The 25,850-nt window shown below is 68.5% G+C and carries 31 protein-coding genes and 5 pseudogenes; 28 read left to right on the top strand and 8 right to left on the bottom strand.

The window, feature by feature from the left end; all coding sequences use genetic code 11:
• The first annotated feature begins 1 nt into the window (after position 1).
• The 10 genes from mlaD to hisG all read left to right on the top strand — a co-directional run bounded on the left by mlaD (position 2) and on the right by hisG (position 7,482).
• Positions 2–592, top strand: coding sequence for an outer membrane lipid asymmetry maintenance protein MlaD (gene mlaD, locus H0I39_RS06195; protein ID WP_180549932.1), 591 nt, complete (start codon positions 2–4; stop codon positions 590–592).
• Between the two features lie 130 nt (positions 593–722).
• The gene (locus H0I39_RS06190; protein ID WP_307776781.1) at positions 723–1,385 is read left to right on the top strand and encodes an MlaA family lipoprotein; all 663 of its coding nucleotides are present in this window, start codon (positions 723–725) and stop codon (positions 1,383–1,385) included.
• A 98-nt stretch (positions 1,386–1,483) separates the two neighbouring features.
• Positions 1,484–2,134, top strand: coding sequence for an MlaC/ttg2D family ABC transporter substrate-binding protein (locus H0I39_RS06185; protein ID WP_373368332.1), 651 nt, complete (start codon positions 1,484–1,486; stop codon positions 2,132–2,134).
• Between the two features lie 5 nt (positions 2,135–2,139).
• Positions 2,140–2,433, top strand: coding sequence for an STAS domain-containing protein (locus tag H0I39_RS06180; protein WP_180549930.1), 294 nt, complete (start codon positions 2,140–2,142; stop codon positions 2,431–2,433).
• Positions 2,434–2,511: 78 nt separating this feature from the next.
• Complete coding sequence (locus H0I39_RS06175; protein ID WP_180549929.1) at positions 2,512–3,471, top strand: ABC transporter ATP-binding protein; 960 nt, start codon at positions 2,512–2,514, stop codon at positions 3,469–3,471.
• A complete protein-coding gene (locus H0I39_RS06170) occupies positions 3,468–4,274 on the top strand; it encodes an ABC transporter permease (protein ID WP_257645650.1) in 807 nt (268 codons plus the stop codon). The genes H0I39_RS06175 and H0I39_RS06170 overlap by 4 nt, the downstream gene beginning before the upstream one ends.
• A gap of 141 nt (positions 4,275–4,415) precedes the next feature.
• Positions 4,416–4,652, top strand: a complete 237-nt coding sequence (locus H0I39_RS06165; RefSeq protein WP_180549928.1) for a BolA family protein — start codon at positions 4,416–4,418, stop codon at positions 4,650–4,652.
• A 120-nt stretch (positions 4,653–4,772) separates the two neighbouring features.
• Positions 4,773–6,077, top strand: coding sequence for a UDP-N-acetylglucosamine 1-carboxyvinyltransferase (gene murA / locus H0I39_RS06160; RefSeq protein ID WP_180549927.1), 1,305 nt, complete (start codon positions 4,773–4,775; stop codon positions 6,075–6,077).
• 5 nt (positions 6,078–6,082) lie between these two features.
• A complete protein-coding gene (locus H0I39_RS06155; RefSeq protein ID WP_308645784.1) occupies positions 6,083–6,796 on the top strand; it encodes an MOSC domain-containing protein in 714 nt (237 codons plus the stop codon).
• Positions 6,797–6,837: 41 nt separating this feature from the next.
• Positions 6,838–7,482, top strand: coding sequence for an ATP phosphoribosyltransferase (hisG, locus tag H0I39_RS06150; RefSeq protein WP_180549926.1), 645 nt, complete (start codon positions 6,838–6,840; stop codon positions 7,480–7,482).
• Between the two features lie 135 nt (positions 7,483–7,617).
• Here the strand turns inward: hisG and H0I39_RS06145 are convergent, their stop codons facing one another.
• Both H0I39_RS06145 and H0I39_RS06140 read right to left on the bottom strand, forming a co-directional pair.
• Positions 7,618–7,764, bottom strand: a complete 147-nt coding sequence (locus H0I39_RS06145) for a hypothetical protein (protein ID WP_180549925.1) — start codon at positions 7,762–7,764, stop codon at positions 7,618–7,620.
• The gene (locus tag H0I39_RS06140; protein WP_180549924.1) at positions 7,761–8,378 is read right to left on the bottom strand and encodes a hypothetical protein; all 618 of its coding nucleotides are present in this window, start codon (positions 8,376–8,378) and stop codon (positions 7,761–7,763) included. The genes H0I39_RS06145 and H0I39_RS06140 overlap by 4 nt, the downstream gene beginning before the upstream one ends.
• A 181-nt stretch (positions 8,379–8,559) precedes the next feature.
• Here H0I39_RS06140 and H0I39_RS06135 point away from each other — a divergent pair, with 181 nt between their 5' ends.
• Both H0I39_RS06135 and hisD read left to right on the top strand, forming a co-directional pair.
• The gene (locus tag H0I39_RS06135; protein WP_180549923.1) at positions 8,560–9,012 is read left to right on the top strand and encodes a hypothetical protein; all 453 of its coding nucleotides are present in this window, start codon (positions 8,560–8,562) and stop codon (positions 9,010–9,012) included.
• 75 nt (positions 9,013–9,087) lie between these two features.
• Entirely contained in the window at positions 9,088–10,404 is a 1,317-nt protein-coding gene (gene hisD / locus H0I39_RS06130; protein ID WP_180549922.1) for a histidinol dehydrogenase, read from the top strand.
• 120 nt (positions 10,405–10,524) lie between these two features.
• Here the strand turns inward: hisD and H0I39_RS06125 are convergent, their stop codons facing one another.
• The 4 genes from H0I39_RS06125 to H0I39_RS06115 all read right to left on the bottom strand — a co-directional run bounded on the left by H0I39_RS06125 (position 10,525) and on the right by H0I39_RS06115 (position 12,303).
• Positions 10,525–11,016, bottom strand: coding sequence for a flavodoxin family protein (locus tag H0I39_RS06125; RefSeq protein ID WP_180549921.1), 492 nt, complete (start codon positions 11,014–11,016; stop codon positions 10,525–10,527).
• Between the two features lie 20 nt (positions 11,017–11,036).
• Positions 11,037–11,207 carry a hypothetical protein gene (locus tag H0I39_RS21740; RefSeq protein ID WP_257645649.1) on the bottom strand — a complete coding sequence of 57 codons (171 nt, stop codon included), beginning with the start codon at positions 11,205–11,207 and terminating at the stop codon, positions 11,037–11,039.
• Between the two features lie 183 nt (positions 11,208–11,390).
• Positions 11,391–11,651 carry a class I SAM-dependent methyltransferase gene (locus tag H0I39_RS21735; protein WP_257645648.1) on the bottom strand — a complete coding sequence of 87 codons (261 nt, stop codon included), beginning with the start codon at positions 11,649–11,651 and terminating at the stop codon, positions 11,391–11,393.
• A 67-nt stretch (positions 11,652–11,718) separates the two neighbouring features.
• Entirely contained in the window at positions 11,719–12,303 is a 585-nt protein-coding gene (locus tag H0I39_RS06115) for a lipocalin family protein (protein WP_180549920.1), read from the bottom strand.
• A 201-nt stretch (positions 12,304–12,504) separates the two neighbouring features.
• Between H0I39_RS06115 and H0I39_RS06110 the strand changes: the two genes are divergently transcribed.
• Complete coding sequence (locus tag H0I39_RS06110) at positions 12,505–13,707, top strand: NAD(P)/FAD-dependent oxidoreductase (protein WP_180549919.1); 1,203 nt, start codon at positions 12,505–12,507, stop codon at positions 13,705–13,707.
• A gap of 133 nt (positions 13,708–13,840) precedes the next feature.
• Here the strand turns inward: H0I39_RS06110 and H0I39_RS06105 are convergent, their stop codons facing one another.
• Entirely contained in the window at positions 13,841–14,239 is a 399-nt protein-coding gene (locus tag H0I39_RS06105; RefSeq protein WP_180549918.1) for a hypothetical protein, read from the bottom strand.
• A 3-nt stretch (positions 14,240–14,242) separates the two neighbouring features.
• Positions 14,243–15,394 (bottom strand): hypothetical protein, encoded by a 1,152-nt coding sequence (locus H0I39_RS06100; protein WP_180549917.1) that lies wholly within the window; start codon positions 15,392–15,394, stop codon positions 14,243–14,245.
• 202 nt (positions 15,395–15,596) lie between these two features.
• Here H0I39_RS06100 and H0I39_RS06095 point away from each other — a divergent pair, with 202 nt between their 5' ends.
• The 15 genes and pseudogenes from H0I39_RS06095 (at position 15,597) to tatB (ending at position 25,837) form a co-directional block, all read left to right on the top strand.
• Positions 15,597–15,815, top strand: coding sequence for a CopG family transcriptional regulator (locus H0I39_RS06095; RefSeq protein WP_180549916.1), 219 nt, complete (start codon positions 15,597–15,599; stop codon positions 15,813–15,815).
• The gene (locus tag H0I39_RS06090; protein ID WP_180549915.1) at positions 15,812–16,270 is read left to right on the top strand and encodes a PIN domain-containing protein; all 459 of its coding nucleotides are present in this window, start codon (positions 15,812–15,814) and stop codon (positions 16,268–16,270) included. The genes H0I39_RS06095 and H0I39_RS06090 overlap by 4 nt, the downstream gene beginning before the upstream one ends.
• A 48-nt stretch (positions 16,271–16,318) precedes the next feature.
• Positions 16,319–17,361 (top strand): annotated as a pseudogene (gene hisC, locus H0I39_RS06085) (histidinol-phosphate transaminase).
• The gene (gene hisB / locus H0I39_RS06080) at positions 17,358–17,957 is read left to right on the top strand and encodes an imidazoleglycerol-phosphate dehydratase HisB (protein ID WP_180549914.1); all 600 of its coding nucleotides are present in this window, start codon (positions 17,358–17,360) and stop codon (positions 17,955–17,957) included. Before hisC ends, hisB begins: the two are co-directional and overlap by 4 nt.
• Before the next feature lie 43 nt (positions 17,958–18,000).
• A pseudogene (hisH, locus tag H0I39_RS06075) lies at positions 18,001–18,671 on the top strand (imidazole glycerol phosphate synthase subunit HisH).
• An 84-nt stretch (positions 18,672–18,755) separates the two neighbouring features.
• Positions 18,756–19,505 carry a 1-(5-phosphoribosyl)-5-[(5-phosphoribosylamino)methylideneamino]imidazole-4-carboxamide isomerase gene (gene hisA, locus H0I39_RS06070; protein WP_180549913.1) on the top strand — a complete coding sequence of 250 codons (750 nt, stop codon included), beginning with the start codon at positions 18,756–18,758 and terminating at the stop codon, positions 19,503–19,505.
• 8 nt (positions 19,506–19,513) lie between these two features.
• Positions 19,514–20,293 carry an imidazole glycerol phosphate synthase subunit HisF gene (gene hisF, locus H0I39_RS06065; protein ID WP_180549912.1) on the top strand — a complete coding sequence of 260 codons (780 nt, stop codon included), beginning with the start codon at positions 19,514–19,516 and terminating at the stop codon, positions 20,291–20,293.
• Between the two features lie 202 nt (positions 20,294–20,495).
• Positions 20,496–21,823, top strand: a pseudogene (gdhA, locus tag H0I39_RS06060) (NADP-specific glutamate dehydrogenase).
• Positions 21,824–22,212: 389 nt separating this feature from the next.
• Complete coding sequence (gene hisI / locus H0I39_RS06055; protein ID WP_180549911.1) at positions 22,213–22,602, top strand: phosphoribosyl-AMP cyclohydrolase; 390 nt, start codon at positions 22,213–22,215, stop codon at positions 22,600–22,602.
• A gap of 6 nt (positions 22,603–22,608) precedes the next feature.
• On the top strand, positions 22,609–22,971 hold the full coding sequence (locus tag H0I39_RS06050; protein ID WP_180549910.1) for a phosphoribosyl-ATP diphosphatase: 363 nt from the start codon (positions 22,609–22,611) through the stop codon (positions 22,969–22,971).
• A 23-nt stretch (positions 22,972–22,994) separates the two neighbouring features.
• Positions 22,995–23,410: pseudogene (locus H0I39_RS06045) on the top strand (DUF4870 family protein).
• 99 nt (positions 23,411–23,509) lie between these two features.
• Positions 23,510–24,552 (top strand): annotated as a pseudogene (locus H0I39_RS06040) (patatin-like phospholipase family protein).
• A gap of 23 nt (positions 24,553–24,575) precedes the next feature.
• The gene (locus tag H0I39_RS06035; protein ID WP_180549909.1) at positions 24,576–24,944 is read left to right on the top strand and encodes a histidine triad nucleotide-binding protein; all 369 of its coding nucleotides are present in this window, start codon (positions 24,576–24,578) and stop codon (positions 24,942–24,944) included.
• An 89-nt stretch (positions 24,945–25,033) separates the two neighbouring features.
• A complete protein-coding gene (gene tatA / locus H0I39_RS06030) occupies positions 25,034–25,270 on the top strand; it encodes a Sec-independent protein translocase subunit TatA (protein WP_180549908.1) in 237 nt (78 codons plus the stop codon).
• 81 nt (positions 25,271–25,351) lie between these two features.
• Positions 25,352–25,837, top strand: coding sequence for a Sec-independent protein translocase protein TatB (gene tatB, locus H0I39_RS06025; RefSeq protein WP_180549907.1), 486 nt, complete (start codon positions 25,352–25,354; stop codon positions 25,835–25,837).
• The last annotated feature ends 13 nt before the right edge of the window (positions 25,838–25,850 follow it).

Raw genomic sequence — 25,850 nt, 5'->3', positions numbered from 1 at the left:
GATGGAACGCTCCAAGAATGATCTCTGGGTCGGCCTGTTCGTGATGATCGGGCTGGCGGCGCTGGTGTTTCTGGCGCTGCAGGCGGCCAACCTGCTGTCGCTGAACTTCCAGTCCACCTACCGCATCACGGCGCAGTTCGACAACATCGGCGGCCTGAAGCCCAAGGCGGCGGTGCGCAGCGGCGGCGTGGTGGTGGGGCGCGTGGCGGGCATCAGCTTCGACGACGAGCGCTACCAGGCCCGGATCGACCTGGACATGGACGCGCGCTTCAAGTTTCCGAAGGACAGCTCGCTCAAGATCCTCACCAGCGGCCTGCTGGGCGAGCAGTACATCGGCGTGGAGGCCGGCGCGGCCGAGGACAACCTGGCCGCCGGCGATAATGTGACCAGCACGCAGTCGGCCGTGGTGCTGGAGAACCTGATCAGCCAGTTTCTCTTCAACAGCGCGGCCAATGCCGCATCCCCGACAAGGGTGGAAAGTAGGCCGCCGGTGGGGTTCAATCACGCCTTCGGCAGCCGCAGGCCGCCAGCCAGCGCTGGCGCGCCGCAAGCAGCCAGCGACACCGCGAAAGCAACAGGGGTATTTCAATGAGCAAGCAAAGCATGGGCGCCAGGCAGCGCGTGCAAGGTCTGGCTGGTGCCGTGGCGCTGGTGTTGCTGGCCGGCTGCGCCAGTGCCCCGGCGCCGATCCGCGCGACCCGTGGGAGCGCTACAACCGCAGCATGTACAGCTTCAACGAGGCGGTGGACACGGCCGTGCTCAAGCCCGTGGCCACGGCCTACCGCGACGTGCTGCCGCAACCGGTGCGCACGGGGGTGAGCAACTTCTTCGGCAACCTGGGCGATGCCTGGTCCTTCGTGAACAACATCCTGCAGGCCAAGCCCGAGGGCGCGCTGCACTCGTTCTGGCGCGTCGTCATCAACAGCACCATGGGGCTGGGCGGCGTGCTGGATCCGGCGACCGAGATGCGACTGCAGCGCCACCGTGAGGACTTCGGCCAGACCCTGGGCTACTGGGGCGTGCCGGCGGGGCCGTATTTCGTGCTGCCGCTGTTCGGACCGTCGACGCTGCGCGACGCCGCGGCGCTGCCGGTCGATGCGTACGGCAGCGCGGTCGGCCACGTCAACGATGTGTCGGTGCGCAATTCGCTGATCGGTGTGAACGTCATCCAGACCCGCGCCAGCCTGCTGACGACGACCGACTTTCTTGAATCCGCCGCGCTCGACAAGTACAGCTTCCAGCGCGACGCCTTCCTGCAGAAGCGCCGCAACGAGATCCACGACGGCAACCCGCCGCAGGACGAGGAGCGCTACGACCTGGAAGAAGAGGGCGGGGCCGCGCCGGCACCCGCTGGCTCTGATGCCGCCCCGCAGCCGGCCCGCTAGCACAACTTGTAACAGCGCTGGGGAACCCTGGGGCGCGGCAGATTCAAAATGCCAAGGGCGCCGGGGTGCGCCGTCCCGAGAAAGACAGACCGATGAAGATTGCCGATCGCCGTTCCTTTGTCCGTTTCACCGCCGGTGCGCTGGGCGCGCTGGCCATGGCGGGTGCCGCGCCGTGGGCGCAGGCGGCCGACGAGGCCCCCAACGCCATGATGACCCGCGTCAGCAACGAGGTGCTGGAACTGATCAAGGGCGACGCGGCGCTGCAGGGTGGCGACATCAACCGCATCATGTCCGTGGTGGATTCCAAGGTCATGCCCTACGTGAACTTCACGCGCATGACCGCCTCGGCCACCGGCCCGGCCTGGCGCAAGGCCACGCCCGAGCAGCGCCAGCGCCTGCAGAGCGAGTTCAAGACCTTGCTGGTGCACACCTACGCGGGCGCGCTGCGCCAGGTGAAGAACCAGAGCGTCGAGGTACTGCCGCTGCGCGGCGCGCCGACCGACAAGGAAGTGGTGGTGCGCACCCTCATCCGCGGCCAGGGCGACCCGGTGCAGGTCGACTACCGCATGGAGAAGACGCCCGGCCAGGGCGCAGGCTGGAAGATCTACGACCTGAACGTGGTCGGCGTGTGGCTGGTCGACAACTACCGCCCGCAGTTCGCGCAGCAGATCAATGCCGGCGGCGTCGATGCGCTGATCAGGTCGCTGTCCGAGCGCAACCAGAGCAACGCCGCCAGCGGCAAGACCTGACCGCCATGCTGGTGCTGCCCGCCGAACTGACGCACGCCCAGGCGCCCACCTGCCTGAACATGCTGCTGAAGGCCGCGCGGGCCGAGAGCGAGCCGCAGGTGCTGGTCGACGCCACGGCGCTGACGCGTTTCGATTCGTCCGCCCTGGCGGTGCTGCTGGAGTGCCGGCGCGAATGCCTGCAGGACGGCAAGCGCTTTGCCGTGCGCGGCCTGGCGCCGCGGCTGCGTGAGCTGGCCGGGCTGTACGGCATCTCGGCCCTGCTACCCGATCCCGCCCTGCCCGAGGACACCGCGGCCTGAAAGAGCCTGCGCCCCCAGGGGCTGGGCCGGTTGCGCACCACGCGGAACGGCCCAAAATCGTAAAATGGCCGGTTGCCTATGCCTGCCATCTCCTTTCAGTCGGTGTCCAAGGTCTATCCGGCCGCGGGCAAATCCGGCGCCGCTCCCCTGAAAGCCCTCGACAACGTCAGCTTCGACATCGAAGAAGGCGAATTCTTCGGCCTGCTCGGCCCCAACGGCGCGGGCAAGACGACGCTGATCTCCATCCTGGCCGGCCTGGCGCGCGCCACGGCCGGCACCGTCAAGGTGCATGGCTACGACGTGCAGCAGGACTTCATGCAGGCGCGCCGCCACCTCGGCATCGTGCCGCAGGAGCTGGTGTTCGACCCCTTCTTCACCGTGCGCGAGGCGCTGCGCTTCCAGTCCGGCTACTTCGGCCTGCACCGCAACGACGACTGGATCGACGAGCTGCTGTCCGGCCTGGGCCTGGCCGACAAGGCCAGGGCCAACATGCGCCAGCTCTCTGGCGGTATGAAGCGCCGCGTGCTGGTGGCGCAGGCGCTGGTGCACAAGCCGCCCGTCATCGTGCTCGACGAGCCCACCGCCGGCGTCGACGTGGAACTGCGCCAGACGCTGTGGCAGTTCGTCGCCGCGCTCAACCGCAAGGGCCACACCGTGCTGCTGACCACGCACTACCTGGAAGAGGCCGAGGCCCTGTGCCAGCGCCTGGCCATGCTCAAGAAGGGCCAGGTCATCGCGCTGGAGCGCACCAGCACGCTGCTGAACAACGCCACCGCCAACGTGCTGTATTTCAAGACCGACAACGCCCTGCCGCCCGAGCTGGCCGCGCAGGCGCGCACCACCGGCCGCATCGTCGAGTTGCCGGCCAGCGGCCCGGCCGAGATCGAGGCCCACCTGGCCGCGCTGCGCCAGGCCGGCGTGGCGGTCGAAGACCTGGAAATCCGCAAGGCCGACCTGGAGGACGTGTTCATCCAGTTGATGAACGCGCCCGCCATCGCCACGCCGCCGCCAACCACCACCGCAGGAGTGCTGTCATGAACGAATCGGTGATGCGCACCACGCACCTGCAGGCCCTGCCGGCGCCCAACGACGGCTGGAAGATGCTGCTGAAGAAGGAGGTGCTGCGCTTCTGGCGCGTGGCCTTCCAGACCATCGCCGCGCCGGTGCTCACCGCCGTGCTGTACCTGCTGATCTTCGGCCACGTGCTCAGCGACCGCGTGCAGGTGTACCCCGGCGTCAGCTACGTCGCCTTTCTGGTGCCCGGCTTGGTGATGATGAGCGTGCTGCAGAACGCGTTTGCCAACAGCGCCTCCAGCCTGGTGCAGAGCAAGATCATGGGCAACCTGGTGTTCACGCTGCTCACGCCGCTGTCGGCCTGGCACTGGTTTGTGGCCTACGTGGGCGCCGCCGTGCTGCGCGGGCTGCTGGTGGGGCTGGGCGTGTACCTCGTCACGCTGCTGTATGCGCCGCCGCGCGCCGCCTCGCTGCCCTGGGTGCTGGTGTTCGCGCTGCTGGGCGCGGGGCTGATGGGCGTGCTGGGCCTGCTGGCCGGGCTGTGGGCCGACAAGTTCGACCAGATGGCCGTGTTCCAGAACTTCATCGTCATGCCCATGACCTTCCTCGCCGGCGTGTTCTATTCCATCCATTCGCTGCCCGGCTTCTGGCAGACGATCAGCCACTTCAACCCGTTCTTCTACATGATCGACGGCTTCCGCTACGGCTTCTTCGGCGTCAGCGACGTGTCGCCCTGGCTCAGCCTGGGCGTGGCTGGCTCGGCGGTGGCGCTGGTGTCGGCGCTGACGCTGTACCTGCTGAAGACCGGCTACAAGCTGCGCGGCTAAGGTCGTGGGTGCCGGGCGCAAGCAAGCCGGTGCTCATGAATTGAGAGTGGCTTGCGCCCGCCAGTTGGTTGTTTCAAGCGAAAAACATTTGAAACCATTGATTGACAAGCGCAAGCAGCTATTATTTTGATAACCCCCGACATGACCGCTGACCAACTCAAAGCCCTCATCGCCGCCGGCATGGCCTGCGAGCACCTCGAAGTCGAAGGCGACGGCCGCCACTGGTTCGCCACCATCGTCTCGCCCGAGTTCGAGGGCAAGCGCCCCATCGCGCGCCACCAGCGCGTGTACGCCACGCTGGGCGAGCGCCTGAAAACCGACGAGGTGCATGCGCTGTCGATGAAGACGCTGACCCCTGCCGAATGGGCAGCCAAATGAAATCCCCTGAGTCGCCCCGCAGGGGGACGCACCAGTGGCCGGCGCAGGTCCGGCCACGGGTGCTCGCGCCTGGCCTGCGCTGCGGCCTCTCGATATCCACCGAGCCTTTTCAATCCAGCCATGGACAAACTCCTGATCCGCGGTGGCCGCCCGTTGCGCGGCGAAGTCACCATCTCCGGCGCCAAGAACGCCGCGCTGCCCGAGATGTGCGCCACGCTGCTGACCGACGAGCCGGTCAAGCTGACCAACGTGCCGCGCCTGCAGGACGTGCGCACCATGCGCAAGCTGCTCGACAACATGGGCGTGCAGACCGAGACGCACGGCGAGCGCGGCGGCATGAGCTTTCACGCCGCCGAGCCGATCACGCCCGAGGCGCCCTACGAGCTGGTCAAGACCATGCGCGCGGCGGTGCTGGTGCTGGGGCCGCTGCTGGCGCGCTTTGGCCGTGCCAAGGTGTCGCTGCCCGGCGGCTGCGCCATCGGCTCGCGCCCGGTCGACCAGCACATCAAGGGCCTGCAGGCCATGGGCGCCCTGATCGACGTGGAGCACGGCTACATGGTCGCGCGCCTGCCCGACGGCGCCACGCGCCTGAAGGGCGCGCGCATCACCACCGACATGGTCACGGTGACCGGCACCGAGAACTTTCTTATGGCCGCCTGCCTGGCCGAGGGCGAGACGGTGCTGGAGAACGCCGCGCAAGAGCCCGAGATCGTCGACCTGGCCGAGATGCTCATCAAGATGGGCGCGCAGATCGAAGGCCACGGCAGCAGCCGCATTCGCATCCAGGGCGTGGAGCGCCTGCGCGGCTGCGAGCACGAGGTGGTGGCCGACCGCATCGAGGCCGGCACCTTCCTGTGCGCCGTGGCGGCCTGCGGCGGCGACGTGACGCTGCAGCACGCCTGCGCGCACCACCTCGACGCCGTGGTCGAGAAGCTGCGCGACGCCGGTGCCGAGATCGAGGCCATCGGCGGCCCCGACTGCCAGGGCGGCCCCAAGGCGCACGCCATCCACGTGCGCAGCCTGGGCGGCCGCGCGCTCAAGGGGCAGAGCTTTCGCACCACCGAATACCCGGGCTTTCCCACCGACATGCAGGCGCAGTTCATGGCGCTCAACTGCGTGGCCTCGGGCTCCAGCATGGTCACCGAGACCATCTTCGAGAACCGCTTCATGCACGTCAACGAACTGGTGCGCCTGGGCGCCAGTATCCACGTTGACGGCCGCACGGCCATGATTGACGGCGTGCAGCAGCTCAGCGGCGCCACCGTGATGGCCACCGACCTGCGTGCCTCGGCCTCGCTGGTCATCGCCGGCTTGGTGGCCGACGGCGAGACGCTGGTCGACCGCATCTACCACCTGGACCGCGGCTACGACCAGATGGAAGAGAAACTGCGCGCCATCGGCGCCGACATCGAGCGCGTGCGCTGACGGCGGTGACGGCACGCAGCGCAGCCCCCGTCATCGGCCAGGTGCGCGCCGTGCTGACCGGGCGCGCCGTGCCCTACACGCGGCCAGGCACCTTCAGCGCCATCGACAAGCAGTCCGTGAGCGGCCCCGTCGCCGTGGGGGCCGAATCGCTGGCCGGCGACGAACAGGGCGACCGCCGCGTGCACGGCGGGCCCGACAAGGCGGTGCACGTCTACCCATGGGCGCATTACGCGATCTGGCGCAGCGAGCTGGGCGACCGGCCGCTGCTGGCCGCGCCCGGCGCCTTCGGCGAGAACCTGAGCGTCGATGGCCTGGATGAGCAGAGCGTGTGCCTGGGCGACGAATGGCAGATCGGCAGCGCACGCTTCGCCGTCAGCCAAGGCCGCCAGCCGTGCTGGAAGCTGAACGACCGCTTTGGCGAGCCCCACATGGCGCGCCGGGTGCAGGACACTGGCCGCACCGGCTGGTACCTGCGCGTGCTGGCGCAGGGCAGCCTGCAGGCGGACGATCCTGTGGTGTTGATCACCCGCCCGCACCCCGACTGGCCGCTGGACCGCGTGGCCACCCTGATCCGCCAGCGCGTGTGCGAACCCGCCACGCTGCACGCCGTGCTGGCTCTGCCGTTGCCGCCCTCGTGGCGCAAGCTGTTCGAGCGCCGGCTGGAACAGGGCGCCGCCGAAGACTGGGCGCCGCGCTTGCACGGACCGGCGCGACAATAGTGGGCATCGACGACGACAAGTTCGCTAGAAGGAAACCCATCGTGATCACCCTGGCTTTGTCCAAAGGCCGCATCTTCGACGAGACCCTGCCGCTGCTGGCCGCGGCGGGCATCGAGGTGCTGGAAGACCCCGAGAAGTCGCGCAAGCTCATCCTGCCCACCAACCAGGAGGGCGTGCGCGTGGTGCTGGTGCGCGCCACCGACGTGCCCACCTACGTCGAATACGGCGGCGCCGACATCGGCGTGACCGGCAAGGACGTGCTGATCGAGCACGGCGGCGCCGGCCTGTACCAGCCGCTGGACCTGCAGATCGCCCAGTGCCACATGGCCGTGGCCGCGCCCGCCGGCTTTGATTACCAGAAGGCCGTGCGCCAGGGCAGCCGCATCACCGTGGCCACCAAGTACACGACGATTGCGCGCAACTTCTTTGCCGAGAAGGGCGTGCACGTCGACCTGATCAAGCTCTACGGCAGCATGGAGCTGGCCCCGCTCACCGGCATGGCCGACGCCATCGTCGATCTGGTCAGCACCGGCAAGACGCTGAAGGCCAACAACCTGGTCGAGGTCGAGCACATCATGGACATCAGCTCGCGCCTGGTGGTCAACCAGGCGGCGCTCAAGCTCAAGACGGCGGCCATCCGCACGATCATCGACGCCTTCGCGCAGGCGATGCACCAGCCGGCGTGAGCGCGCGTGGATGGCGCTAAAAAGGCGGGGATATCAAGATACTCCCTTTATCCTGTTCGCCAGCGCCCGGCTGACGGGCGCTGAAGGCATATACTCCCCTTATGGATTGACCGCTGATCAGCGCCGGCGCGGCCTTCACCGACCCGCCATCAGATCGATCACGCGTCCCGTGTAGCCATCGCGCACGTATTCCATCCACGGGTCGTATTCCAGCGTCTGGTTGAACCTGAAGTCCTTCGGGCGGCGGTAGCGCTCCAGCACCAGCGCTTCCATGTCCATCATGCAGGGTGCGCGCTGCTCGCCGAGCGGCGGCGTGAACAGCACCACGCGCCGCGCCGAGAACATGGGCTGCGGCCCCGGCTGGCGCGCGCCATGTCCAGGCCCCAGCGCCATTCGCTGCGCCCGGTCATCGCCACCTGGCCCAGCAGCGTGGCCACGTCCAGCACCACGCTGAAGATCGCGTCGTCGCCGGTGCGGGCGCTCATGGCCCAGTGGCTGTCGCTCAGATGCTCGGGCCGGTAGGGCCGATCAGGCCAGCAGGCGCGTGTCCACGCGATCAGCCGCGCCACCAATTCCTTGGCCTCGTCCAGCGAAGCAACCGGCCGCTGCAGGTCGGCCGGCAGCGCCAGCCCGGTGTCGGCCGCCAGCGCGCGCAGGGCGTGCAGCCGCTCGGGCACCGAGCGCCGAAACCAGTCCAGGTTGTGCTGCGCCTGCTCGGGCGTGATATGCCCGCCCAGGCCACGATGCGGCGGCACGTGGGCGGGGTAATGGGCCAGGGCCAGGCGGAACACGGCCTTCAGGTCGGGCGGTGCGTCTGCCGGGGCTGGGGTGCGTCTTGGGGTGAGCTTTTTCAGCCAGTCGAGCATGGCGTTGGCGCGCGGCGGGTGATGCGTCAAGGCCATCATCTTGCCGCATCACGATGTCGAAACCGGACCGGCTTTCAGTGTCGGATGGAGCCGAGCAACGCGATGTCCGCCGATGGCGCCCACCAGCCCACGCTGAGTCCGTCGCCGTGGGGATGACGGCGCCGCGGCACGGCAGGGGCCAGCGGATCGTCTGCGGGTGCATCAGTGCGTCGTGCGCAAAGCCCCAGACCAGCGCCACCTGAGCGTCGTCAAGCCAAACGTCGCTCCCCATGGCGTGCATGAGGTCGCTGATCGAGAGCTGGGTCAGGCGGCGCGAGGGCACCTCAAGCAGCGCTGCCGATTGTCTTTGCTGATCACACAGGCGCATCAGTGCCGCGGCACGATCAAGCCAGTCGAAGGCCAGCGCTGGCAGATATTCCCCACCTTCGAGCCAGGTGCGTTCGTCGGCAGCCAACTGCGCTCAATCGAGCTGCCACAGCAGGGTTTGCGCATCTTCACCACAGGCGACCAGAGCCTGCAACGGCTTGGGGGCAGAGTTCAGCAGCCGAGACCGGAAAGCCAGTGCCGCGCTGCGAGGCTCGATCCAGATGATGTCACCATCGTCCATGACGACGAGTGTGCCACGCAGGCCCTGCTGGCGCGCCCGCTCAGGAATCCCGGGTGAGACAATAACCCGCTGGCCCGCAGCACACGGCGGGCGCTGTTGACTGTAGCCGCCCGCCGTGGCGCCATGATGACCATGTCCCTCTCCGCCAAGCCTCTTCGCCTTTCCACCACGCAGCCTGACTTCGAGGCGCAGTTCACCGCCCGCCTGCACTGGAGCGCCGAGCAGGACGATGCCATCGAGCAGCGCGTGAAGGACATCCTGGCCGACGTGCGCACGCGCGGCGATGCGGCGGTGCTGGAATACACGGCGCGCTTTGACGGGCTGGCCGCTGCGTCGATGGCCGAGCTGGAACTGACCGCCGCCGAACTGAAGGCCGCCTTCGACAGCCTGCCCGCCGAACAGCGCGGCGCGCTGCAGCAGGCCGCCGCGCGCATCCGCCGCTACCACGAGTGGCAGAAAACCCAGGGCGGCGAGACCGCCACCTACCGCGACGAAGACGGCACGTTGCTGGGCCAGAAGGTCACGCCGCTGGACCGCGTGGGCATCTACGTGCCCGGCGGCAAGGCGGCCTACCCGAGCAGCGTGCTGATGAACGCCATCCCGGCGCACGTGGCGGGCGTGGGCGAGATCATCATGGTGGTGCCGACGCCGAAAGGTGAGAAGAACCCGCTGGTGCTGGCCGCCGCGCACGTGGCGGGCGTCAGCCGCGCCTTCACCCTCGGCGGTGCTCAGGCGATCGGCGCGCTGGCCTACGGCACGCAGACGGTGCCGAAGGTGGACAAGATCACCGGCCCCGGCAACGCCTACGTGGCCAGCGCCAAGAAGCACGTGTTCGGCACCGTGGGCATCGACATGATCGCCGGCCCCAGCGAAATCCTGGTGCTGGCCGACGGCAGCACGCCGCCCGAGTGGGTGGCGATGGACCTGTTCAGCCAGGCCGAGCACGATGAGCTGGCGCAGTCCATCCTGCTGTGCCCCGACGCCGCCTACATCGACGCCGTGCAGCGCGAAATCGACCGCCTGCTGCCCACCCTGCCGCGCGCCGAGATCATCGCCAAGAGCCTGAACGGCCGCGGCGCGCTGATCCACACGCGCAGCATGGAAGAAGCCTGCGACATCAGCAACCGCATCGCGCCCGAACACCTGGAGGTGAGCAGCCGCGACCCGCACCAGTGGGAGCCGCTGCTGCGCCACGCCGGCGCCATCTTCCTCGGCGCCTACACCAGCGAAAGCCTGGGCGACTACTGCGCCGGCCCCAACCACGTGCTGCCCACCAGCGGCACAGCGCGCTTCTCAGGCCCCTTGAGCGTGTACGACTTCCAGAAGCGCACCAGCCTGATCGAGGTCAGCGAAGCCGGCGCGCAGCAACTGGGCCGCATCGCCAGCGTGCTGGCGCATGGCGAGGGCCTGCAGGCGCATGCGCGGGCGGCGGAGATGCGCTTGCGTTGAGCCGGGGCGCGCGAGCCGCGTCGGAATCCCTTCGGGGTTCCGACCTGCGATCAAGATAGGGGTATATGCCGTCAGCGCTTGATGGTCAGGCGCTGGCGGATGGGTATGAGGGGAGTATGTTCAAAACACCCCCATCGCCACCCCCGCCGCCAGCGCTGCACCCAGCTCCTCCGTGCGTTGCAGTTCCTCCGGCGGAATGCGCTTCGGCGCCAGGATCGCCTCCGGCGTCTGCGCGTGGGTGCAGACGATGAGTGGCGGTGCGGCGGGCTTCAGGCGCCAGCCGGTGGCGATGCGTTCGATCTGCCGTGCGGCGTTGCTGCCGTCGCTGCCGGCGCAGATCAGCGTGGCATAGGGGCGGCCTTCGATGCGCCCCAACACCGGGTAGTAGCAGCGGTCGAAGAAGTCCTTCATCAGCCCGGCGATGGCGGCCAGGTTCTCGGGGCAGGCGAACAGGTAGGCGTCGGCCGCCAGCACGTCGTCCGGCCCGGCCTGCGGTGCGGTCAGCAGGCGCACGTGCACGCCGGCCTCGCTCTGCGCGCCGCGCGCGGCGGCGTGCGCCAGCTGCTCGGTGCCGCCGGTCATCGAGTGGTAAACGATGAGCAGGGTTTTCACGGCGGCCCCCTTGTTCAGCCTCAGCGCTGGCCGATCCAGCGCGTGACCTTGGCCGGCCCCTGGTGGCCCGAGCCTTCGTCGAGCACGGCGTCGGTCTCTTCCGCCAGCAGTTCGGTCATGTCGGCGAAGTCGGCGCGCAGCATGGCCAGCGTGTAGAGCATGGCCACGTCCTTGGGGCCGCCGCTGCTCAAGGGCAGTTGATCGGGGTGGAAGGCTTCGAGGATCAGCAGCCCGCCGGGCCAACGCCTGCACCAGCTTGCGGTGCACCGGCGCGCGCAGCGCCGGCGGCAGGTGCAGGTAGATGGCGACCACGGCGTCGAAGCTGGCCGGCTCGGGCTGCCACGCGCCCAGGTCGGCGTGGGTGGTGTGCAGCGTCACGCCGCGGCGGCGCGCCAGGTCCTGCGCGCGTTCAGGCCGACGGCCGAGCCGTCGATGCTGAATGCGGCGTGGCCGCGCTCGGCCAGCCACACGCCGTTGCGGCCTTCGCCGTCGCCCGGCAGCAGGATGCGCGAGGCGGGTGCCAGGCGCGCGGCCTGCGCGACGAGGAAGGCATTGGGCTGCTCGCCGTACTTGAAGTCGGCGGTGGCGCGGTAGTTCTGGTCCCAGACGGACGGGTGAGGGGTGTTGTTGGTCATGCGGCCGATTCTGCCCCCGCACCCAAGGCCCTGCAGGCGTGCCGGCTTGCCTGCGGTGGGGCGCCGCTCAGCGCGGCAGTTTGCGGCGCGGCAGATCGCCCCGCAGGCCGGCGGTGTTGCGCCGCTGGTCCACCCACAGCAGGCGGCCGGTGTCGAAGCCGGCGGCGCGCGCCTGCTCCAGCAGCGTGGCGCGCACGCTGGGGCGGATTTGCGGCGTGCGCGACAGCAGCCACAGGTAGTCGTGCGTGGGGCCGCTGACCAGGGCGTGCTGGTAATCGTCGTCCAGCGCGAACACGATGTAGCTGGCGCGCACCGGCCAGAAGAAGCTGACCTGCAGCTGCGCCGCGCCGGCGGCACCGGTGACCGGGCTGGCCGTGGCGCGGGCCTCGCGCCAGCGGCCGCTGGCCGGGTGGTAGCCGCGGTTGACGACCTGCACGCGCCCGCCCGGCAGCGGCCGGTAGTCGGCGCTGGTGTTGGTCAGGCCGTGCTCGTAGGAGTGCTCGATGCGCGCGATCTCGTACCAGCGGCCGAGGTAGCGCGTCAGGCTGAACGGGCGCACGGGCTCGACACCGGCCGGCCGGCCCAGTTGCTGGGTCAGCCGGTACAGGGCCCAGCCGCCAGCGCCGAGCAATGCGAGTGATCTCAGTCTCATCTGGGGCGCCAGCATAGCCGCGCCGCCGCGCCGTGGGTGTAGGTGCAGGCCGCAACATACTCCCCTTGGGGGAGGCGGGCGGTGCAGGTGGGGCCGGCGCAACGCCCTGGGGTTGTCAGCCCAATCGGCCCTCAGCGCCCGCCCTGTCTTTGCAGGAAGCTATCAATAACATAGTTACATGATGCCCCCAGAATAGCACCCATGAGCGACGACCATGTGGTGATCATCGGCGGCGGCGCCGTCGGCAGCAGCATTGCGCGCTACCTGACGCGGCCCGCCAGCCAGGCCGCGCGCCCCTGCCGCGTGACGGTGCTGGAGCGCGACTTCAGCTACGCGCGCGCCTCGTCGGCGCTGTCGGCGTCGTCGATCCGGCAGCAGTTCTCCACCGCGATCAACATGGCCATCTCGGCCTACGGCATCGGCGTGCTGCGCGATGCGGCGCGCGAGCTGGCCGTGCCGGGCGAGCCGCCGCCGCAGATCGGCCTGCACGAAGGCGGCTACCTGTACCTGGCCACGCCGGCGGGCGAGGGCGTGCTGCGCGACAACCACGCGCGGCAGCGCGCCAGCGGGGCCGATGTGGCGCTGCTGTCGCCGGCCGAGCTGCAGGCGCGCTTTCCGTGGCTCGCCACCGAGGGCATCGCGCTCGGCTCGCTCGGCCTGTCGGGCGAGGGCTGGTTCGACGGCTACAGCCTGCTGCAGGCCTTTCGCGCCCAGGCGCGGGCGCAGGGCGCTCGCTACGTGCCCGCCGAGGCGGTGGGCTTCGAGATGGCAAGCCGGGGCTCGCGCCCGTCCATCGGGCGCGTGCAGCTATCGAATGGAGAGCATGTCGACGCCAGCGTGGTGGTCAACGCGGCCGGCCCCTGGGCGCGCCACGTGGCGGCGTGGGCCGGCATCGCGCTGCCGGTGGTGGCGCGGCGGCGCACGGTGTTCCACGTCAGCTGCCCCGTGCCGCTGCCACGCTGCCCGCTGCTGATCGATCCTTCCGGCATCTGGCTGCGGCCCGAGGGCGCGGGCTTCATCACCGGCTTTGCGCCGCCGCCCGATCAGGACGGCGACGACCTGCCGCTGGACGAGCCCGACCATGCGGCGTTCGAGGCCTTCGTCTGGCCCACGCTGGCCGCGCGCATCCCGGCCTTCGAGGCGCTGCGGCTGCACCGCGCCTGGGCCGGCTATTACGAGATGAACGGGTTCGACCACAACGCCATCGTCGGCCCGCACCCGGCGTGCGACAACCTGATCTTCGCCAACGGCTTCTCGGGCCACGGCCTGCAGCAGTCGCCCGCCGTGGGGTGCGGCGTGGCCGAGTGGATTGCGCACGGCGGCTACCGCACGCTGGATTTGTCGCCGCTGGGCTGGGCGCGCGTGCTGGAGAACCGGCCGCTGCAGGAGCAGTGTGTGATCTGAAGCCGCTTCACGAGGCGGCACGCAGCACATACTCCCCATCATACAGGCCGCCAGCTCCCGTCTGACGGGCGCTGGCAAGGCATACTCCCTGTATCTGCTTGCGGGCCATGGCTGCCGGCGCCCGCCTGGCCGCTCAGCTTGCCGCGGCGATGCGGATGCGGATGAAGGCGGCGAAGTCCTCGCCAACCACGTCCTTGCTGAAGTTGGTGGGGTCGATCTCGACGATGCGCCAGCCGTCGGCGCTGTCGAAGCCGCAGTTGGTGCCGGCGAAGTCGTCGCCGAACAGCCACACGCCCTGCAGGCCGTCGGGCGTTTCGCCGAACACCTCGTCGGGCGCCAGCAGGCCGCCGTAGAGCATGAACGAAGCCTCGCCCAGCTCGCCAAAGCCCAGCGTGGTGAGAAAGTCGATATAGCCCTCGGGCGCCTGCGGGTGCGCCGCGCGCAGGCGCGCCAGCGCGTCGGAGGGCAGAGGCGTGAGCTTGTCCAGGGGCGGCTGCCCCTGGTCGGCTGCAAGGTCGTCGAACTGGCTCATGGGTCAGGGGAAAACTTGGCTGCCGGGCCCGCCCGCGCGGTGGATGCCCTGCTGGTGCTGGTCGGGAAAGCGCGCCGGGTGCATGTTCCACCACTCGTTGGGGCCGCCGTAGCTGCTCTCGATGATGTGGTGCGCATCATAAGGTTGGCCCGCGCGGCGCACCAGCGTGCCGTTCTTCGAGTACAGGTCTTCGGTGTAGCGCGGCCAGCTCTTGCCGGTTTGCGTTTCCCACTGGGCGATCAGGTCGTTCTTGACCTTGTTGAACTGGGCGCGGTGCGCCTTCGAATCGGCGGTGGACAGGCGTGTGTAGTCCTTCTTGTCCAGCGCGGCGTCGATCAGCTTCTGCTGCTTGGCGCCGACGGCCATGCCGGTCTGCGCCTTGATGTCGTCGATGTACTTGCCCCAGGCCGGCTGCGCGCCGACACGGCTGGCGGCTGCGGCGGCGCGGGTGGTGGCGCTGGCGGGCACGTCGTCGGCGGCCTTCAGGGCCTGGCGCGCGGCGGCGTCGGACTCTTTGGCGAAGATGCCGGTCAGCTCTTTCAGCGTGGCGATCTGCTTGCGCGCGCTGTCGGGCAGCTTGTCCAGCGGCAGCTTGGCGATGGCGTCGGCAATGCCCTTGACGGCGGGCGCCAGCGCCTCGCGCAGGGCCGGGTTGGCGCGCGCGGCGTCGATGGCCTTGGCCATGGTCTGCGCGTATTTGCCGAGCTTGCCCAGCTTGGCCGCATCGCCGATGTAGGGGACCATGCTGATCGCGCTCAGGCCCGCGCCCAGCCAGTCGCCCCGGCCGAGGGAGATCAGCGTGTTGGCGCCGTCCGAGATCGGCGTGGGGTCGAAGAAGCCGGCGATGTCGAGACCGATCTGCGTCAGGTCCAGCGCCAGGTCGGCGTCGATGCCGGGCTTGGCGCGCGGCGGCTGGCCGATCTGGCGGCTTACGTCATCCAGATCGCGCGGCGACAGGTGCGGGGCCAGCTCGTTCAGCAGCTGCTGGCGTGCGCCGTCGGGTGCGCGCTTCAGCTGCTGCGCCAGTTGGGCGGGGTTGACGACGCCGAGCGTGGTGGCGCCGTCCAGCGCCTGCCGGGCGGCGGGCGACAGCGCCTGGGCCGCGTGCCCAGCCAGCGCGCCGCCGCGCCCGATGGAGGTGGGGTTGATCGACATGGCTTTTGGATCCGTGCCCCGCCGGTGCGAAGCCTTGACGTGTATTGCAGCGCAGCCAGCGCGCGCCCGCCATCCGGCGCGTTACGAGCTGGTAAGCGCCCCAGCTGGGGTCGATACCAGGGGCTTCGTCATCAAGCGGTCATGCACCACAAGTGAGAACACGAAATTCGTGCAACACGAATTTCGTGTAAACTCGCGCCCCATGAAGAACGTCACCATCACGGTCGAGGACAGCGTACTCGAATGGGTGCGTGTCGAAGCCGCCAAGCGCGGCAGCAGCGTGTCGCGCCTGGTGGGCGAGATGCTGGCCGAGAAGATGCGCCAGGAAGACGCCTACGCGCAGGCCATGCGCAGCGCGCTGCGCTTCGAATCCTGGGGCGCCAGCGACGGCCCCTACCTGCGGCTGAGTGAGATCCAATGACCGCGCCCTTGGTCTTCGTCGACACCCCGGTGCTGCTGCGCACCGCCGACGACCGCGACCCGGACCGCCAGGCGCGTGCGCGCGAATGGCTGCGCTGGTGCTGGACGCAGCGCGCCGGCCGCATCAGCACCCAGGTGCTGAACGAGCTGTACCACAACGCCATCACGCGCTTTCGCAGCGTGATGCCGGTGCAGCAGGCGCGCGCCCAGGTGCGCAACCTGCGCCAGTGGCAGCCGCCGCACCTCGACACCTACGTGATCGACGGCGCCTGGGCGCTGCAGGACCGCCACGCGCTGGGCTACTGGGACGCGCTGATCGTGTCCTCGGCCCAGCAGCAGGGCTGCCGCTACCTGCTGAGCGAAGACCTGCCGCACCAGCAGCGCTTCGAAACCGTGCAGGTGCTCAACCCCTACCTTGTCGGCCCCGACCAACTGCCCGCCACGCCAGATGACTGAAACCACCGCCCCCAACCCCTCGCCCGCATCCGCCAGGACGTGCAATCCATGCACGCCTACGCGGTACAGGACTCGACCGGCATGCTGAAGATGGACGCGATGGAGAACCCCATCGTCTGCCGCCCGAACTGCAGGCGGAACTGGGCCGGCGCCTCGGCGAGGTCGCCATCAACCGCTACCCCGGCGCGCGCGTCGACGAGCTGAAGGCCGCGCTGCACGCCTGGGCGCAGCCGCCCGAAGGCTGGTCGCTGATGCTGGGCAACGGCTCGGACGAGCTCATCAGCCTGCTGGCCATGGCCTGCGACATTCCGGGCGCCAGCATCGTGGCGCCGGTGCCGGGCTTCGTGATGTACCCGATGAGCGCGCAACTGCAGGGCCTGGCCTTCCACGGCGTGCCGCTCACGGCCGACTTCGCGCTGGATGAGGCGGCGATGCTCGCCGCCATCGCCCAGCACAAGCCTGCCATCCTGTACCTGGCCTACCCCAACAACCCCACGGGCACGCTGTGGGACGCGGGCGTGATCGAGCGCCTGATCGCCGCGCAGGGCGCACAGGGCGGCCTGGTGGTGATGGACGAGGCCTACCAGCCCTTCGCCGCGCGCAGCTGGATCGAGAACGCACGCGCCGCGCCGGAAAAGCACCGCCACGTGCTTGTCATGCGCACCCTCAGCAAGTTCGGCCTGGCGGGCGTGCGCATCGGCTACATGCTGGGCGATGCGGGCCTGATCGCCGAAATCGACAAGGTGCGCCCGCCCTACAACATCAGCGTGTTGAACGCCGAATGCGCGCTGTTCGCCATCGAGCACGCCGACGTGTTCGCGGCGCAGGCGGCCGACATCCGCGCCGAGCGCGCCCGGCTGATCGACGCGCTGGCCAGGCTGCCCGGGGTGATGCCCTTCCCCAGCGAAGGCAACATGCTGCTGGTGCGCGTGCCTGATGCCGTGAAGGCGTTCGACGGCATGAAGGCGCGCCGCGTCCTGATCAAGAACGTTTCTAAAATGCACCCGCTGCTGGCCAACTGCGTGCGTCTCACGGTGGGCACCGCCGACGAGAACGCGCAGATGCTGGCCGCGCTTGAAGCCTCGCTATGACCATTGAAGCACGCACCGCCACCGTTTCGCGCGATACTGCCGAGACCAAGATCACCGTCACCCTCAACCTGGACGGCACCGGACAGTCGAAGCTGGCCACCGGGATCGGCTTTTTCGACCACATGCTGGACCAGATCGCGCGCCACGGCCTGATCGACCTCGACGTGCAGTGCAAGGGCGACCTGCACATCGACGGCCACCACACCGTGGAAGACGTGGGCATCTGCATCGGCCAGGCCGTGCGCCAGGCCGTGGGCGACAAGAAGGGGCTGACCCGCTACGGCCACAGCTACGTGCCGCTGGACGAGGCGCTGTCGCGCGTGGTGGTGGACTTCTCCGGCCGCCCCGGCTTGGCGCTGAACGCCCAGTTCACCGCCGGCATGATCGGCCAGCTCGACACGCAGTTGATCCACGAGTTCTTCCAGGGCTTCGTCAACCACGCCCACGTCACGCTGCACATCGACAACCTGAAGGGCATCAACGCCCACCACCAGGCCGAGACCATCTTCAAGGCCTTCGGCCGCGCGCTGCGCATGGCGCTCACGCCCGACCCGCGCATGGCCGGCACCGTGCCCTCGACCAAGGGCGTTTTATAAGTCAAATAGGCCTCCAGCGCTTATCCATCAAGCGCGATCAGCTATGAATTCAGTAGTAAACCAGACGGTGGCCGTGGTCGATTACGGCATGGGCAACCTGCGCTCGGTGGCGCAGGCGGTGATCCATGCGACCACCGACACGCACGTCAACGCCGTCATCACCAGCAGCCCGCAGCAGGTGCGCGACGCCCACCGCGTGGTGCTGCCAGGGCAGGGCGCCATGGCCGACTGCATGCGCGAACTGCGCGAATCCGGCCTGCTCGAATCGGTGCTGGAGGCCGCGGCCACCAAGCCGCTGTTCGGCGTCTGCGTCGGCATGCAGATGCTGCTGGACCACAGCGCCGAAGGCCGCACCGCCGCCGGCACGCCGGGCCTGGGGCTGATCGCCGGCGAGGTGATCCGGTTCGACCTGGCCGGCCAGCTCGCGCCCGACGGCAGCCGCTACAAGGTGCCGCAGATGGGCTGGAACCGCGTGCACCAACGCCGCCCGCACCCGGTGTGGGGCGGCGTGCCCGACGGCGAATGGTTCTACTTCGTGCACAGCTTCTACGCCCGTCCGCTTGATCCACGTCACAGCGTGGGCGAAACCGAGTACGGCGCGCGCTTTACCTCGGCGGTGGCACGCGATAATATTTTTGCCACCCAGTTCCACCCTGAAAGAGCGCCGACCAGGGCTTGGCGCTGTACCGCAACTTCCTGCATTGGAACCCCTGATCGACCACCCTCGATCGCTGCAACATCAGTAGCTGCTGGCGCAATATCCACGGCCTCTGAGCCTCAATTCATCCACATTTCACCATGCTGATCATTCCCGCCATCGACTTGAAAGACGGGCATTGCGTGCGCCTGAAACAGGGCGACATGGACCAGGTCACCACCTTCAGCGAAAGCCCGGCCGACATGGCCGCGCACTGGCTGGCGCAGGGCGCGCGCCGCCTGCACCTGGTGGATTTGAACGGCGCCTTCGCCGGCAAGCCGCAGAACCTGGCGGCCATCAAGGCGATCCTGAAGGCCGTGGGCGACGAGATTCCGGTGCAGCTGGGCGGCGGCATCCGCGACCTGGACACGATCGAGAAGTACATCGACGCCGGCCTGCGCTACGTCATCATCGGCACGGCGGCGGTGAAGAACCCAGGCTTTCTGAAGGACGCCTGCACCGCTTTCGGCGGCCACATCATCGTCGGCCTCGACGCCAAGGACGGCAAGGTGGCCACCGACGGCTGGAGCAAGATGACCGGCCACGAGGTGGGCGACCTGGCGAAGAAGTTCGAGGACTGGGGCGTCGACAGTATCATCTACACCGACATCGGCCGCGACGGCATGCTGTCCGGCATCAACATCGATGCCACCGTGAAGCTGGCGCAGGCCTCCACCATTCCGGTCATCGCCTCGGGCGGCCTGTCGAACATGGCCGACATCGACGCGCTGTGCGCGGTGGAAGACGAGGGCGTCGAGGGCGTCATCGCCGGCCGCGCCATCTACACCGGCGACCTCGACTTCGCCGCCGCGCAGGCCCGCGCCGACGAACTGAACGGCGACCCCGCCTGAACCACACCATGCTCGCCAAACGCATCATTCCCTGCCTCGACGTCAACGGCGGCCGCGTCGTCAAGGGCGTCAATTTCGTCGAACTGCGCGACGCGGGCGACCCGGTGGAAATCGCCGCGCGCTACAACGAACAGGGCGCGGACGAACTGACCTTTCTCGACATCACCGCCACCAGCGACGGGCGCGACCTGATCCTGCCCATCATCGAGGCCGTGGCTTCCCAGGTGTTCATCCCGCTCACCGTGGGTGGCGGCGTGCGCACGGTGGACGACGTGCGGCGCCTGCTGAACGCCGGTGCCGACAAGACCAGCTTCAACTCGGCCGCCATCGCCACCCCGCAGGTGATCCGCGATGCCTCGGCCAAGTACGGCGCGCAGTGCATCGTGGTCGCCATCGACGCCAAGCGCCGCGTGGGCGACGAGGTGGCGGCGCGCGGCGAGGGCTGGGACGTGTACAGCCACGGCGGGCGCCAGAACACCGGGCTGGATGCCGTCGAGTGGGCGAAGAAGATGGCCGAGCACGGCGCCGGCGAGATCCTGCTGACCAGCATGGACAAGGATGGCACCAGGAGCGGCTTCGACCTGGCGCTGACCCGCGCCGTGGCCGACGCCGTGCCGGTGCCGGTGATCGCCTCGGGCGGCGTGGGCAACCTCGACCACCTGGCCGATGGCGTGCAGATCGGCGGCGCCGACGCGGTGCTGGCGGCCAGCATCTTCCACTACGGCGAATACACGATTGCGCAGGCCAAGCAGCACATGGCCGCGCGCGGCATCGCGGTGCGCCTGTAGCGCGGCGGCTGGTGCTGCTGCTTTTTGCGTCAAAATAAGCCCCTGGCCAACCGCCAGACAGCGCCGGTCGCTATCAAAAACAAAGCGTCCGCCCTTTGTCTTCCGTCAGGAAACGCAGGGAGGACTTGGTGCATGATCGTCTGCTGAGCCGATGGCCATGCCGAACCCATCGAAGGAGCCCCCATTGAAGACATCCGCCAGCATGAATGAATTCCTGCGCCAGATCGAGCAGCGCGACCCCTTCAGCCAGAGTTCCTGCAGGCGGTGCGTGAAGTGATGATGTCGCTGTGGCCGTTTCTGGAGAAGCACCCCAGGTACCGCGAACACGGCCTGCTGGAGCGCCTGTGCGAGCCCGACCGCGTGATCCAGTTCCGCGTCGCCTGGGTCGACGACAAGGGCAAGACGCAGGTCAACCGCGCCTTCCGCGTGCAGCACAGCATGGCCATCGGCCCCTACAAGGGCGGCATGCGCTTTCACCCCAGCGTGAACCAGTCGATCCTCAAGTTTCTGGCTTTCGAGCAGACCTTCAAGAACGCGCTGACCACGCTGCCCATGGGCGGCGGCAAGGGCGGCTCCGACTTCGATCCCAAGGGCAAGAGCGACGGCGAGGTGATGCGCTTCTGCCAGGCGCTGATGGCCGAGCTGTACCGCCACCTGGGCGCCGACACCGACGTGCCCGCCGGCGACATCGGCGTGGGCGCGCGCGAGGTCGGCTTCATGGCCGGCATGATGAAGAAGCTGAGCAACGATGCCGGCAGCGTGTTCACCGGCAAGGGCATCGCCTACGGCGGCAGCCTGATGCGGCCCGAGGCCACTGGCTACGGCACGGTGTACTTCGCGCAGGAGATGCTGCGGCGCAAGCAGATGGGCTTCGAGGACCGGGCCGTGAGCATCTCCGGCTCGGGCAACGTGGCGCAGTACGCCGCCGCCAAGGCGATGGAGCTGGGCGCCAAGGTCGTCACCCTGTCCGACTCCGATGGCACCCTGGTGTGCGAGGGCGGCCTGAGCGAAGGCATGCTGCAGGACGTGATGGATTTCAAGAACGTGCAGCGCGGCCGCCTGAAGGATTTTGCCAAGCAGCACAAGCTGAAGTTCGAGGCCGGCAAGCGCCCCTGGCACGTGCCGGTCGATATCGCGCTGCCCTGCGCCACGCAGAACGAGCTGGACGCCGAAGACGCCAGGCATTTGATCGCCAACGGCGTGGTGTGCGTGGCCGAGGGCGCCAACATGCCCAGCACGCTGGAGGCGGTGGACTGCTTCCTCGAGGCCGGCACGCTGTACGCACCCGGCAAGGCCAGCAACGCCGGCGGCGTGGCCACTTCGGGCCTGGAGATGAGCCAGAACGCCATGCGCCTGTCGTGGACGCACAGCGAGGTCGACCTGCGCCTGCACGAGATCATGAAGGACATCCACGGCAACTGCGTTCGCCACGGCGAGCGCAGCGACGGCACGGTGAATTACGTGGAAGGCGCCAACATCGCCGGCTTCGTGAAGATCGCCGACGCCATGCTGGCGCAGGGCGTGCTGTAGCCCACCCCCAGGCTGCACACGCTTCGCGTTGTTTCGCCACCCCCTCGAGGGGCATCGCCGATGGCCGGTGCAAGCCCGGCCATGGCGATCGCTGGCGTGGCCTGCTCCGCGGCCATTCGATCCCGATGGATTCAGCAAGCCGGGTAGGTCGGAACCGCGCAGCGATTCCGACGGATGGCACCCGATGCCGTGCGTCTGCGGGCACACTCTGGACGGCCATGTGGCCATATACTCCCCTGTATAGCGGCTGCCAGCGCCCAGTAGACGGTCGCTAACGCTGCATACTCCCCATGTTTGATGTGTGCCTGCGCGCACTGCCTGCTGGCAACCTGACCGCGGCGCTGCCGCGGCTTGCCGGCCGCGTCATCTGAATCACCGACAATGCGGACATGAACTGGCTCGACGAAGTGAAGTGGGACGCGCAGGGCCTGGTGCCCGTGATCGCGCAGGAGCAGGGCACGGGCGACGTGCTGATGTTCGCCTGGATGAACCGCGAGGCGCTGCAGAAGACCGCCGAGCTGGGCCGCGCCGTGTACTACAGCCGCTCGCGCGGCAAGCTCTGGTTCAAGGGCGAGGAGTCGGGCCACGTGCAGACGGTGCACGAAGTCCGCATCGACTGCGATGCCGACGTGGTGCTGCTGAAGGTGACGCAGCTCGGGCACGAGCCCGGCATCGCCTGCCACACGGGGCGCCACAGCTGCTTCTTCAGCGTGCTGAAGGACGGCGCCTGGCAGGCGGTGGAGCCGGTCTTGAAAGATCCCGAGTCGATCTACAAATAACGACCTATGTCCTCTGACGACACCCTGGCGCGCCTCACGGCCGTCATCGACAGCCGCAAGCCTTCCGCTGGCGGCGACCCCGACAAGAGCTACGTCGCGCGCCTGCTGCACAAGGGGCCGGACGCTTTCCTGAAGAAGATCGGCGAGGAAGCCACCGAGGTGGTGATGGCCGCCAAGGACGCCGACCACGGCGGCCCGCGCGAGAAGATCGTCGCCGAGATGGCCGACCTGTGGTTCCACGGCATGGTGGCGCTGGCGCATTACGGCCTGTCCGCCGCCGACGTGGTGGCGGAACTGGCGCGCCGCGAGGGACTCTCAGGCATAGAAGAAAAAGCGCTGCGCAAGGTGCGCGAGCGCGAGGCTGAATGAACCGCACTGAAAGGAGCTGGCTCATGCGCAACAACGACATCATTGACGTGGAACCCATCAACGGCCGCGGCACCGCGGTGGCGGCCGGGCCGCCGATTCGTTCAAGACCTGGGGCTGGGTCAGCTACGTCCTGCACCTGATCGTGGCCGTGGCCGCCGTGGTGCCCGGCGCGCAGGTCAGCATCGCGCTGCTCATCATCGCGCTGGTGATGGACCTGGTGAAGAAGGACGACGCCGCCGGCACCTGGCAGGAGAGCCATTTCAAGTGGCGCATCCGCTCGGTGCTGTGGGCCGGCGTGCTGTACCTGGTCACCTTTCCGTTCTTCCTGCTGGGCCTGTTCCTGTTCAACCCGGCCTGGATCGTCATTTCGATCTGGTTCCTCTACCGCATCGTCAAGGGCATGGTGCGCATGAACGCCGGCCGCGCGGTGATCGCGTAAACCTTTCCCTCGGGCCGCGTCGGCGGCCCTGTCCCCTCGCTCGCCGGCGGCCACGGTTCACAAGGGCCGCCGGCGACGCTTCAAGCACCGAACAAGAACATGGCAAAGAATGGCAATGGCCGCCCTGCGGCCCACAAGACCGTGAACCTGGCCCTGCAGGGCGGTGGCTCGCACGGCGCCTTCACCTGGGGCGTGCTCGACGCGCTGCTGGAAGACGGGCGCGTGCGCTTCGAGGCCGCCAGCGGCACCAGCGCCGGCGCCATGAACGCCGTGGTGCTGGCGCACGCGCTGGCGCGTGCCCGCGCCGACGGCCAGCGCGGCCAGGACGTGAACGAGGCCGCGCGCGCGGCGCTGTCGCGCTTTGGGACGGCGTGGGCGTGATGGGCGCCTTCACCAGCGGCCTGCCGCTGGCCGCGACGCAGGCCATGGGCTCGTGGTTCGCGCAATGGTTTTCGCCCTACCAGGCCAACCCCTTTGGGCTCAACCCGTTGCGCGACCTGCTCAAGCGCGAGGTTGATTTCGAGCTGCTGGCGCGCCCGCCGCGCACGCGGAGCATGAAGGTCTTCGTGGCCGCCACCAACGTGCGCACCGGGCGTGGTGAAATTTTCAGCGGCAAACGCCTGTCGGTTGACGCGGTGATGGCCTCGGCCTGCCTGCCCACCCTGTTCCAGGCGGTGCAGGTGGAGGGCGAGTACTACTGGGACGGCGGATATTCGGGCAACCCCGCCATTTACCCGCTGATCTACGAGACCAAGAGCGCCGACGTGATTCTGGTGCAGATCAACCCCATCGAATCGAGCCACACCCCCGGCGCCAGCGCGGCCGACATCATGGAGCGCGTGAACGAGATCACCTTCAACGCGCCGCTGCTGGCCGAGATGCGCGCCATGGCCTTCGTCTCGCGCCTGCTGGCCGAAGGCCGGCTGGACCCCGAGCGCTACAAGAACGTGCTGCTGCACCGCGTGGACGGCGGCGCGGCGCTGGCCGAGCACGGCGCGGCCAGCAAGGCGCGCGCCGACATGGCCTTTCTGCGCCGCCTGTTCGAGCTGGGGCGCGGTGCCGGGCAGTACTGGCTGGCGCAGCATTACGACGACATCGGCGTGTGCTCCAGTGTCGAGGAAGTCCGCCATACTCGGGGCTGACCCCTTCACCCAAGCTTTGCCGCATGACCACCCACCCACAAGACCCGGCCTGCATCTTCTGCAAGATCGTTGCCGGACAGATTCCGTCGAAAAAGGTGTACGAGGACGATGAGCTGTACGCCTTCCACGACATCAACCCCTGGGCGCCGGTGCACTTTCTGATCGTGCCCAAGGCGCACATCGCGTCGATGGCGCACGTGGGCCCTGAGCACGAGGCGCTGCTGGGCCGCATCATGGCGCTGGCGCCCAAATTGGCGCTGGAGCGGGGCTGCGAGCCCTATCCGGATGGCGGCTTCCGCATCGTGGTGAACACCGGCGCCCAGGGCGGGCAGGAGGTGCACCACCTGCACATGCACGTGATGGGCGGCCCGCGCCCGTGGCTGAAGGGTTGACCCTGAGGCCGCAAGGAACCCCGAGCACCCCCACCGTCTAAAATCGAATCAACCGCGCCAAATCTTTCACCGGCGCAAGGAGCAACACCATGGGTACCTTTTCCATCTGGCACTGGCTGATCGTTCTGCTGATCGTGGTCATGATCTTCGGCACCAAGAAACTCAAGAACATCGGCTCCGACCTGGGCGGCGCCGTCAAGGGCTTCAAGGACGGCATGAAGGACGGCGCCGCCGAGGCCGATGCCAACCAGCCGCCCGCCGGCCAGGTGACCAACGCCGCCGCGGCCAAGGAAACCATCGACGTGCAGGCCAAGGAAAAATCCTGACGCACCCTCGATTCGGTCTGCGGCCGAATCGAGCAGTTGCCGCGCGAGCGCGGTGCCGCTGCGGGTTAGAGATTCCCATCCATGCTTGACCTTGGCATTTCCAAGATGGCGCTGATCGGCGCCGTGGCGCTGATCGTCATCGGCCCCGAGAAGCTGCCGCGCGTGGCCCGCACGGTGGGCACGCTGCTGGGCAAGGCGCAGCGCTACGTGTCCGACGTCAAGGCCGAGGTCAACCGCGCCATGGACCTGGACGAACTCAAGAAGATGAAGGAATCGGTGGAAGAAGCCGGCCGCGAGGTTGAAAAAGGCATCTACTCCACCAAGGCCGACTTCGAGAAGGACTGGTCCGACGTCACCGCGGGCCTGGAAGGCGCGGGCAGCAGCAGCGACGGCAGCACCACGTCCTCCACCTGGGAGCCGCCGCCGCCCGAATACCGCCGCCCCAACAAGAACTGGCGCCTCAAGCGCGGCGCCACGCCGCAGTGGTACAAGGCGCGCCACGGCGTGCGCCGGCAGGTGCAGTCGGGTGCGGCACGGGTGGCCCGCTATCGCCCGAAGCCCAAATGACGACATGACCCCG

The sequence above is a fragment of the Ottowia beijingensis genome (genome assembly GCF_013423955.1).
GTDB classification, from domain to species: domain Bacteria; phylum Pseudomonadota; class Gammaproteobacteria; order Burkholderiales; family Burkholderiaceae_C; genus Ottowia; species Ottowia beijingensis.
This window is presented reverse-complemented; position numbering and strand designations above follow the sequence as displayed.

Coding starts and splice junctions, on each gene's coding strand:
- tatB (WP_180549907.1), top strand. CDS start 25,352: ATGCTTGACCTTGGCATTTCCAAGATGGCGCTGATCGGCGCCGTGGCG.
- mlaD (WP_180549932.1), top strand. CDS start 2: ATGGAACGCTCCAAGAATGATCTCTGGGTCGGCCTGTTCGTGATGATC.
- H0I39_RS06170 (WP_257645650.1), top strand. CDS start 3,468: ATGAACGAATCGGTGATGCGCACCACGCACCTGCAGGCCCTGCCGGCG.
- hisF (WP_180549912.1), top strand. CDS start 19,514: ATGCTCGCCAAACGCATCATTCCCTGCCTCGACGTCAACGGCGGCCGC.
- hisD (WP_180549922.1), top strand. CDS start 9,088: ATGTCCCTCTCCGCCAAGCCTCTTCGCCTTTCCACCACGCAGCCTGAC.
- tatA (WP_180549908.1), top strand. CDS start 25,034: ATGGGTACCTTTTCCATCTGGCACTGGCTGATCGTTCTGCTGATCGTG.
- H0I39_RS06190 (WP_307776781.1), top strand. CDS start 723: ATGTACAGCTTCAACGAGGCGGTGGACACGGCCGTGCTCAAGCCCGTG.
- hisI (WP_180549911.1), top strand. CDS start 22,213: ATGAACTGGCTCGACGAAGTGAAGTGGGACGCGCAGGGCCTGGTGCCC.
- H0I39_RS06095 (WP_180549916.1), top strand. CDS start 15,597: ATGAAGAACGTCACCATCACGGTCGAGGACAGCGTACTCGAATGGGTG.
- murA (WP_180549927.1), top strand. CDS start 4,773: ATGGACAAACTCCTGATCCGCGGTGGCCGCCCGTTGCGCGGCGAAGTC.
- H0I39_RS06165 (WP_180549928.1), top strand. CDS start 4,416: ATGACCGCTGACCAACTCAAAGCCCTCATCGCCGCCGGCATGGCCTGC.
- H0I39_RS06105 (WP_180549918.1), bottom strand. CDS start 14,239: ATGAGCCAGTTCGACGACCTTGCAGCCGACCAGGGGCAGCCGCCCCTG.
- H0I39_RS06115 (WP_180549920.1), bottom strand. CDS start 12,303: ATGAGACTGAGATCACTCGCATTGCTCGGCGCTGGCGGCTGGGCCCTG.
- H0I39_RS06145 (WP_180549925.1), bottom strand. CDS start 7,764: ATGATGGACATGGAAGCGCTGGTGCTGGAGCGCTACCGCCGCCCGAAG.
- H0I39_RS06180 (WP_180549930.1), top strand. CDS start 2,140: ATGCTGGTGCTGCCCGCCGAACTGACGCACGCCCAGGCGCCCACCTGC.
- H0I39_RS06090 (WP_180549915.1), top strand. CDS start 15,812: ATGACCGCGCCCTTGGTCTTCGTCGACACCCCGGTGCTGCTGCGCACC.
- H0I39_RS06035 (WP_180549909.1), top strand. CDS start 24,576: ATGACCACCCACCCACAAGACCCGGCCTGCATCTTCTGCAAGATCGTT.
- hisA (WP_180549913.1), top strand. CDS start 18,756: ATGCTGATCATTCCCGCCATCGACTTGAAAGACGGGCATTGCGTGCGC.
- H0I39_RS06100 (WP_180549917.1), bottom strand. CDS start 15,394: ATGTCGATCAACCCCACCTCCATCGGGCGCGGCGGCGCGCTGGCTGGG.
- H0I39_RS06110 (WP_180549919.1), top strand. CDS start 12,505: ATGAGCGACGACCATGTGGTGATCATCGGCGGCGGCGCCGTCGGCAGC.
- hisB (WP_180549914.1), top strand. CDS start 17,358: ATGACCATTGAAGCACGCACCGCCACCGTTTCGCGCGATACTGCCGAG.
- H0I39_RS06050 (WP_180549910.1), top strand. CDS start 22,609: ATGTCCTCTGACGACACCCTGGCGCGCCTCACGGCCGTCATCGACAGC.
- H0I39_RS06175 (WP_180549929.1), top strand. CDS start 2,512: ATGCCTGCCATCTCCTTTCAGTCGGTGTCCAAGGTCTATCCGGCCGCG.
- H0I39_RS21735 (WP_257645648.1), bottom strand. CDS start 11,651: ATGACCAACAACACCCCTCACCCGTCCGTCTGGGACCAGAACTACCGC.